Source organism: Mesorhizobium sp. M1338 (genome assembly GCF_040318045.1).
Lineage (GTDB): Bacteria > Pseudomonadota > Alphaproteobacteria > Rhizobiales > Rhizobiaceae > Mesorhizobium.
The window spans coordinates 1-7,088 of sequence record NZ_JAMYLL010000100.1 but is presented as its reverse complement, the minus strand read 5'-3'; the positions used below and the strand labels follow the sequence as shown (position 1 = coordinate 7,088).

Annotated in this window: 5 protein-coding genes and 1 pseudogene; 4 read left to right on the top strand and 2 right to left on the bottom strand. The window is 60.9% G+C overall.

Features of this window, described 5'->3' with window-relative positions; all coding sequences use genetic code 11:
• Positions 1–175 precede the first annotated feature (175 nt).
• On the bottom strand, positions 176–1,057 hold the full coding sequence (locus tag NKH19_RS32790; RefSeq protein WP_352874076.1) for an AraC family transcriptional regulator: 882 nt from the start codon (positions 1,055–1,057) through the stop codon (positions 176–178).
• Between the two features lie 201 nt (positions 1,058–1,258).
• Between NKH19_RS32790 and NKH19_RS32785 the strand changes: the two genes are divergently transcribed.
• The gene (locus tag NKH19_RS32785) at positions 1,259–2,014 is read left to right on the top strand and encodes an SDR family NAD(P)-dependent oxidoreductase (protein WP_352789692.1); all 756 of its coding nucleotides are present in this window, start codon (positions 1,259–1,261) and stop codon (positions 2,012–2,014) included.
• 481 nt (positions 2,015–2,495) lie between these two features.
• Entirely contained in the window at positions 2,496–4,352 is a 1,857-nt protein-coding gene (locus NKH19_RS32780; RefSeq protein WP_352983847.1) for a TPR end-of-group domain-containing protein, read from the top strand.
• 511 nt (positions 4,353–4,863) lie between these two features.
• Here the strand turns inward: NKH19_RS32780 and NKH19_RS32775 are convergent.
• On the bottom strand, positions 4,864–5,157 hold the full coding sequence (locus NKH19_RS32775; RefSeq protein WP_352874141.1) for a hypothetical protein: 294 nt from the start codon (positions 5,155–5,157) through the stop codon (positions 4,864–4,866).
• 30 nt (positions 5,158–5,187) lie between these two features.
• Between NKH19_RS32775 and NKH19_RS32770 the strand changes: the two are divergent.
• Both NKH19_RS32770 and NKH19_RS32765 read left to right on the top strand, forming a co-directional pair.
• A pseudogene (locus tag NKH19_RS32770) lies at positions 5,188–5,502 on the top strand (hypothetical protein); the annotation flags it as partial.
• Positions 5,503–5,652: 150 nt separating this feature from the next.
• Positions 5,653–6,852 carry a tetratricopeptide repeat protein gene (locus tag NKH19_RS32765; RefSeq protein WP_502911102.1) on the top strand — a complete coding sequence of 400 codons (1,200 nt, stop codon included), beginning with the start codon at positions 5,653–5,655 and terminating at the stop codon, positions 6,850–6,852.
• Positions 6,853–7,088 lie beyond the last annotated feature (236 nt).

Genomic DNA, 7,088 nt, shown 5'->3' with positions numbered 1-7,088 from the left:
GAACGACGCTCAACGCGAGCGCGACGACCGGTTCTTGATCTCTACCTCAACCGCAGGCGCCCCTCCCGCGCAGCGGGTTCGTTCTTCGACCCTTTCCGGTCCTCGGCGGCGGACGCGACGAACGGCTCAATTGAGCCCACAGCGGACGCTCGCTTTCTTCTGAAGCAGAGTCAGACTACGCATCCATCTGTGCCTGTCGTATGTCGCGGGCCGGTGGTTTGCCGAACAGACGGCCATATTCGCGGGTGAACTGAGGCACGCTCTCATAGCCCACCGCATAAGCCACCGAACTCACGCTCATGCCATCGGCCAGCATCTGGCGCCGAGCCTCGATCAGGCGCAACTGCTTCTGGAATTGCAAGGGAGACAGCGTGGTGGTCTGGCGGAAATGCTGGTGGAAGGACGAGGTGCTCATCCCCGCGGCCTCGGCCAGTTCCTCGATGCGGATCGGCCGTGCATAGCTTTCGCGGATCATAGCGACCGCACGGGCGATGCGTTGTGCATGGCCATCGGCCCCGCCGAGGCTGCGGAGAGCCGATCCGTGCCGTCCCGCCAGAAGCCAGAAATGAATCTCGCGCAGCAACGGCCCTTGCAGGACCGGGAGGGCAGAGGGACGGTCCAGAAGCCGCATCAGGCGCAGGGCCACATCGGCGACATCTGCGTCGGTCGGCTCCACTCGGACAGGCTTGCACGGATCGCCCGGGACCGCCGCCATCTCGACCGCGAGTTCCCGCATAAGGACGGGGTCGAGTTCCAGCACCAGCGAATAGTAGGGCGCGCCGAGGCTTGCCTGCGTGATCTGGCTGACCGTGGGCACATCGGCCGAGATCAGCAGCGACTCGCCCGGACCGAATTCCAATGTCTCGGCCCCTATCGTGACCCGCTTGACACCTTGTAACAGCATGGCCACCAGCGGCCGATTGACAGCGACCTGCAATTCGCCGGGCTGCGTGGCGCGGATCCCGGTCATGCCGGGAATAGGCGTCGACGCCGCCCCGGAACGGTCGGCATGAGTGTCGGCAAAGCTGCGCACAAGGTCGAGAAGCGTTCGGCTCATGGGGGCAAGTTGAAGGGTGGTGGCGTTTCAGGCAAGAACTAAAGAAGGGTCAGGCAAGAAATCCGGACATTCTGGAAAATCTTTGCCGCAAGGCCGATCCAGATTTGCAGGAACAGGCAAGACTACGCGAGGAATCGGCAACAACTGGAGACGCTCTTGCCGCATGTTGTCCCCATCGCTTCGGATGAAAGGACTTCCCGCATGACCAAGATCGCACTTGTCACCGGCGCCAACCGCGGCCTCGGCCGCAACACCGCTGTCAGCATCGCGCAGCATGGCCGCGACGTGATCGTCACCTATCGCGGCAACGCATCTCAGGCTCGCGAGGTTGTGGCCGAGATCGAAGCCCTGGGCCGTAAGGCGGTTGCCCTGCAGTTCGATCTCGGCGAGGTCGCCAGCTTCGCGGCCTTTGCCGAGACCCTGCGCGCGGCGCTGAAAGAGACCTGGGGCCGCGACAGCTTCGATTACCTAATCAACAATGCCGGCCACGGCGAATTCACCATAATCGGCGATACCACCGAGGCGCAGTTCGACGGTCTGTTCGACGTCCATGTGAAGGGCGTTTTCTTCCTCGTGCAGGCGCTTCTGCCGCTCATCGCAGATGGCGGGCGGATCGTGAACTTTTCTTCGGGCCTGACCCGCGTGTCCTATCCGGGCTTCTCGGCCTATGCGGCCGCCAAGGGGGCGGTCGAAATCTTGACCGTCTATATGGCGAAAGAGCTGGGTGCGCGCGGGATCACAGTGAACACGGTCGCGCCCGGAGCGATCGAGACCGATTTCGGTGGCGGGCTGGTGCGCGACAATGCCGAAGTCAACGCGCAGTTCGCAGGGATGACCGCGCTTGGCCGCGTGGGTCTGCCCGACGACATCGGGCCGATGGTGGCAAGCCTTCTGGGCGAGGATAACCGTTGGGTTACGGCACAGCGGATCGAGGTTTCGGGTGGTCAGGCGATCTGATCAGTCGGACCCCCGACAACTGAAGCGCGCGGCCGTATAGCCGCGCGCATTGTCATTCCGCCGTCGGGAAAAGCCTCCTTTGGCCGTCGACTGAAGCTGAAAGACCGGAATGTCCGGCAACCACGTCGTTCCGAGAGCCACACTTGAAGAGCGGTCCTCCACCCAACGGCGACGTAGAACGCTCCGCGGCTGTACGGCAGAGCCGAATCCTACCGCCGGCTCGGTCCAGAACGTGCCTGTCAACTTCGGATAGGTACAGTAAGCGGACGCTCCGTGATCGCCGTAGAAAAAGCCATGAGGCCGCGGTGACACTCTTGACGCAGGGGCTTTCATCGCTTCCGCTTTATCTCCGTGGCTCGCCTCGTCTGCACCTAAGTTGAATGCCTTCTCCTTCCGGTGTTACGAGGACCGTATTTAGTGTGATGCCGCTGCTGTGAGAACCTGCTACCCTGACCCGCCGAAAAAAACAGGCTAGCCGCGCATGGAACGGAGACTTAGCGCGATACTTGCTGCCGATGTGGTCGGTTACAGCCGGCTCATGGGTCTCGACGAGGGCGGCACGCTTTCGGCGCTCAAGACGCATCGGCGAGAACTGGTCGACGGCAAGATCGCCGAGCACCAGGGCCGGATCGTGAAACTCACAGGCGACGGTATGCTGGTGGAATTCCAGAGCGTGGTGAACGCTGTCGCTTGCGCGACCGACATCCAGCGCAGGATGCTCGAGCGCAACGCCGACGTGCAAGAGGAGCGCCGCATCGAATTTCGCATCGGCATCAATGTTGGCGACATAATCTTCGATGACAACGACATCTACGGCGACGGCGTCAACGTGGCGGCGCGAATTGAAAGCATCGCCCGGCCCGGAGGCATTGCGATCTCCGGTGCGGTTCGCGACCATCTCGGCAAGAATCTTGATCTGGATTTCGAGGACACGGGGGAACACGAGCTCAAGAACATCGACCGGCCGGTCAGGGTCTACCACGTCGCACTCGCCGCGCCGTTCAGTTTTGAGGACAGCGCGATGACAGCATCTCCTCAAAGCCACATGAAGGCAAAACCTTCAATCGCTGTCCTGCCGTTCACAAATATGAGCGGCGACCCCGAGCAGGAGTATTTCTCCGACGGAATTACCGAAGACATCATCACCGACCTGTCGAAAATCTCTGGCCTCCACGTCCTCGCCCGCAACACGGTATTCACCTACAAAGGCAAGCCCGTGAAGGTGCAGCAAGTGGCGCGGGAACTCGGCGTCAAATTCGTGCTCGAGGGGAGCGTACGGAAGGCAGGTCAGCGCGTCCGTATCACGGGACAGCTTATCGACGGGGCTGATGGCGGTCACGTCTGGGCCGACCGATACGACCGTGAACTCACCGACATCTTCGCGATCCAGGACGAGATCACTCACACCATCGTCGATCAGCTCAAGGTCAAGCTGCTGCCGGCCGAAAAGAAGGCGATCAGGGCGGCTCCCACTGACAATGTAGAGGCCTATACGTATTATCTGAGGGGGAGAGAGTTTTTTCACCGAACGTCCAAAACCTACTATGTGCTGGCGAAGCGGATGTTCGGCAAAGCTATCGAACTCGACCCACTTTATGCGCGCGCCTATGCGGGCATCGCCGACTGCGACTCCTTTCTATTCCTAAATTACGACGAGAAAGTTTCTCTCGAAAGCATTCTGGCCAACAGCGGTAAGGCGCTCGATATCGAAAGTGGACTGGCAGAAGCACACGCGTCGCGTGGCCTCGCTCTGTCGGTCGGCCAAAGATATGAAGAGGCCGAAAAGGAGTTCGAGCAGGCTATCGCAAGTGATCCCAATCTATTCGAAGCGCATTATTTCTACGCGCGTGCGTGCTATGCACAAGGTAAGCTCAAAGGGGCTGCCCACCATTACGAGCGGGCCGCCGAGATCAAGCCCGATGACTACCAGTCTGTTCTTCTGCTTATGCAGGTTTATCGTTCTCTAGGGCGGCCGGAAGACGAAAGGGAAGCGGGTCGCAAAGGCGTGTTACGCGCCGAGCGCGAATTGGCGAAGTATCCTGAGAACCCCCGGCCAGCCTATCTCGGCGCAAATGCTCTCGCCTTGATCGGGGAGACCGAACGTGCCACGGAATGGTCGGCACGTGCGCTGGCAATCGATCCGGACGACATTCTGACGCAATACAATACCGCCTGCCTTTGCTGTCATTTCGGCGAGCTCGATCGTGCGCTCGATCTGCTGGAACGCCTGCTGCCTCATGCAAACCACGAGACCAAGGCATGGGTGAAGCAGGATTCTGACTTTGCGCCACTGCACGAGCATCCGCGCTGGCAGCGCGTGCTGGAGCTGGCAGCATAGCCATGAAGCGCCGCCGCATAGTGGTGGACGGAAATGCCTGACCTTGGCGGCACAATCGTGTCTCTCAGGGGAGGATGAATAGCTGCTAGGTATACCTTTGGCGACGTTTGTGCCAGTCGCGGTCAGGGACCGCTCAGGGTCACGAGCGCTGATTGCGCGCAATGTCGGGTTTTGGGAAAGGAGAACGGCCCCGGAAGGTCTCGAAAGGGTCATGGGCGTGAATTCGGCCAAGCGCGACCGAGGTTCCGCTTGGGGTCAGGTCACGACGATGTTCGCGACGACCTGAATGTCCGCTCTCGTGTATCTCATCCTAAAGCGGCGGCCTGTCCGCTACCGGCCCCCCAAAGACTGCCGGACGGCAATGCGCCGCATCTCGGTCAGAGTCCAGCAGTGCCCTACTGCTCCAACGCGGACATCGAACGATCGGCGTGACAGGTTAGGGACACGCCAACATCGAAAGTGCTGCGAGCTTCATGCGGCCATCGGAATATGTTCACCTCGAAGGGTCCGCTCACGACTTCTGGTGCCGGCAGAGGTGCCGCCATTCCCCGCCCGTTCGTTCGAAAAACAGCCTAACCTGGCGGGCCTTCAAGAGACGGCGCAAGGGCTGAAGCCATATCAGCGCGTAGGGACCATTGCTGCTGCCGACCACTGAGAGGCGATTCGCCTGTTCGGCAGCGTAGCGAGCGATGTAGCTATCGAGAGCGGCGCGGAACTCCTCGTTGCGAGAGCACGCTCCGTCTGCCGGTTGCGTGGTCGGCTTCTCAGCTTTGACAAACGGCCGCTCATCAGTGATTGCCGACATGGTCGCTCCTCCTTATTCCGTCGAAAGAGGATGAGCGACCCGGGCCCCGATGTCTTAAAACGGACCCGAATAGTTCCGAAAAGTTCCGAAAAAGTTATAAACTGCTGCCATGGCCGGACAGCGGTTTGCTTTTGGTCCCTTTGTCCTCAGTCCCGAGGCGGGAACCCTTTTGCGCCATGGCGAGCCGGTGCCGATCGGCTATCGCGCGTTTCTTCTGCTGACAGCCCTTCTGAGCCGCCCAGGCGAAGGCTCACCAAGTCCGTTCTCATTGATGCCGCCTGGCAAGGTGCCGCCGTCGAGGAGACGAACCTCTCGGTTCAGATCGCATCGCTAAGGAAGCATCTCGGGCCGTCGCCCGAAGGTGCAGAGTGGATCACGACGATCCCACGGGTGGGGTACCGCTTCGTGGGCTCCGTCGAAAGCAATACGGATATCGAGCGCAGGAACGCGGTCGCATCTTCAATAATGGAAGCTGGAAACGGACCCTCATTGGCAGTGCTCCCCTTCGTCAATCTCAGCGACGATCGGGAACAGGAATATTTCGCAGACGGAATGGTCGAAGACATCATCGCAGGGCTCTCCAGGCTCCGCTGGCTTTCCGTCATCGCCCGGAATTCCACCTTCACATACAAGGGCAACACTCCGGATGTTCGCCAGGTCGCAGCCGACCTCGGTGTGCGCTATGTTCTGGAGGGCAGCGTGCGCAAGGCCGGCGACCGTCTCCGCGTCTCGAGCCAGTTGATCGACGCGAACACTTGCACCCACGTTTGGGCAGATCGTTACGACCGAGCGGCAACCGACATATTCGCGGTGCAAGACGAGATCACCGAGAACGTCGTGGCTTCGATCGAGCCGCAGCTATACGCAGCGGAGAACCGGCGCTTCCAAAACAAGCCGCCCGAGAGCATCGATGCCTGGGGCTATGTGATGCGTGCGATGCCTCAACTCTGGACCTGGGGGGAAAGGGAAATCGAGACGGCGCTGACCGATCTCAAACGGGCGATCGCAATTGAGCCGGGCTACGCCCGAGGTCATAGCCTGCTGGCCTGGGCATACATCACGGGCGCGCATATGGGCTGGGTACCCCACGCGGATGGCGTTGGCCTCGCCTTGGAGACGGCCCGCCGCTCGGTCGAACTTGACGGTGAGGACCCATGGGGGCACTTGGCGCTTGGCTTTGTACACATGCTATCGCGGCGATCCAGAGCCGCCGTCGATGAGCTGGAAGAGGCCGTCTGGCTAAACCCCAATTTCGCCCTGGGATATATGGTGCTCGGAGCGGCTCATGGATTTGTCGGCGCCGGGGACGAGGGACTTCAGCATCTTGCCAAGGCAATGCGGCTCAGTCCGCGCGATCCTCACCAATCGCTCTATCAGTCCGCGTGTGCGCTTTGCTACTTCGTGGCCGGACGGTACGAGGAAAGCATCATCCTCAACCGGCGCGCGGTACAGCTTCGACCGCGTTTCACATCGGCGTGGCGAACGCTCGCGGCGGCCGCTGGCAAAGCCGGCGACGCCGACACTGCTACAGCTGCACTCGCCGAAGCAAAACGGCTCCAGCCCGAGCTCTCTGCCGATTGGGTTGGAAGCACCATCCGCTCGTCCGTCCGGAGGACCGGGCAATCTACATCGAAGGACTTCGCAAAGCCGGCCTCGGATGAGGCGAAGCGTCAATCGCTGCCCATTCCGAATTAGCAGCGCTCGTTGAACGAGTGCCGCCGCCCTCTCTATCGCTCCTCGGGGCTTTTTCTTCCAGCCCGTCCGACTTTGTGAGATTCGGGCGGCCGCCTCATCCAGGCGAATGTCTGCTTTTCCACCTTGGCTGCGCAAAGCGGACTGCCAGCCTTCGTGAAGAGTTTCGGGCGCCGGCAGGCGTACGAAAGTCCCCGAGGAAGGAACCCGCGGGCCACAGTCGATGGCTATGGGGATTT